1 protein-coding gene and 1 pseudogene are annotated in these 987 nt (G+C 70.2%); both read right to left on the bottom strand.

All coding sequences use genetic code 11. From position 1 onward, the window contains the following. Window positions 1-205: pseudogene (locus tag D7W79_RS42245) on the bottom strand (hypothetical protein); the annotation flags it as partial. Between the two features lie 24 nt (window positions 206-229). Next, window positions 230-727 carry a hypothetical protein gene (locus D7W79_RS42240; RefSeq protein WP_120530777.1) on the bottom strand — a complete coding sequence of 166 codons (498 nt, stop codon included), beginning with the start codon at window positions 725-727 and terminating at the stop codon, window positions 230-232. Window positions 728-987: the final 260 nt, after the last annotated feature.

Below are 987 nucleotides of genomic sequence, written 5' to 3'. Positions count from 1 at the left end.
CCCCCAGCCGCCCCTGGTATGCGCTCTGCCCCTCCACGCCCGGCGGACGTGCCTCGCGCACCAGGCCATGCCGGAGCAGCACGTTGCCATCCGGGCAACGCACGTCCTGGCCCAGGCACCACATGGCCACGTCGAACAGACGGTCGCCGTCGCGGCGCACGTCGCAGGGAAGCAGTGAACCCGTACCAGAAGAGACCTTGGACATGGGGCGCCTCGGGGAAACCGGTGGCTACTCGTGGTCGTGGTCGTGCTCGCCCGACTCCTCGATGACGAGCGACACGGAGGAAAGGGTCGAAGGGCCGAAGGTGAGCGTGTGCGTGCCCACGGTGAGTGGCACGACGTAGCGGCCCTGGATGTCCGTGCAGAGCGTGGAGCTGGTGGCGCTCTCCTCGAACTCCACCGTCGCGCCGCTGCCGTTGGTGACCTTCACCGGCACCGTGGCGCTGGTGAAGAGGACGTAGTCGGTGGCCTCGGAGACGGCGAAGGACACCGCGCCGCCCTTGCCTCCGGCGACGTCCACCAGCGCGATGTCGTAGCGCGTGTGGTTGTTGCTCACGGCCGGGCCCGTGCCGCTGACAGCGGCGGTGACGTTGACGGCGGGGCCTTCCTGCAGGTGCTCGCAGCCCTCCTCGTCGACGTGGCCTTCCTCTTCGGCGTCGTCACTTCCACAACCGGCGGCGAGGAGCGCGGTGGACAGCAGCAGGGCGGACAAGAGCTTCTTCTTCATGATGGGGACTCCAGGGATGCGAGGGATGGACTGCGGGAACTCCAGCCACCCGGGCCGCACACGCACCGCTCCCAGGAGGAGGGGGCGTGAAGGACCGGGCGGGACTGGAAGGAGGGACCGCACGAAGCACGCGGGTGCACGGAGCCAGGAGCGCCCGCGCGCGTGCGGCGGATCCGTTCAGTAGACGGGAACGCGCACGCCCCGGACTCCGGTGGCCACGGCGCACCCCGTCCCACGAAGACACGTGGGGCCGGGAGGGC

This window comes from Corallococcus exercitus (assembly GCF_003611585.1).
Taxonomy (GTDB): Bacteria; Myxococcota; Myxococcia; order Myxococcales; family Myxococcaceae; genus Corallococcus; species Corallococcus exercitus.
The sequence above is the reverse complement of the archived record's forward strand: the minus strand, read 5'-3'. Positions and strand labels throughout refer to the sequence as shown.

What these genes read in the sequence shown, in the direction of transcription:
- D7W79_RS42240 (WP_120530777.1), bottom strand. Translation starts at nt 727, where the DNA reads ATGAAGAAGAAGCTCTTGTCCGCCCTGCTGCTGTCCACCGCGCTCCTC.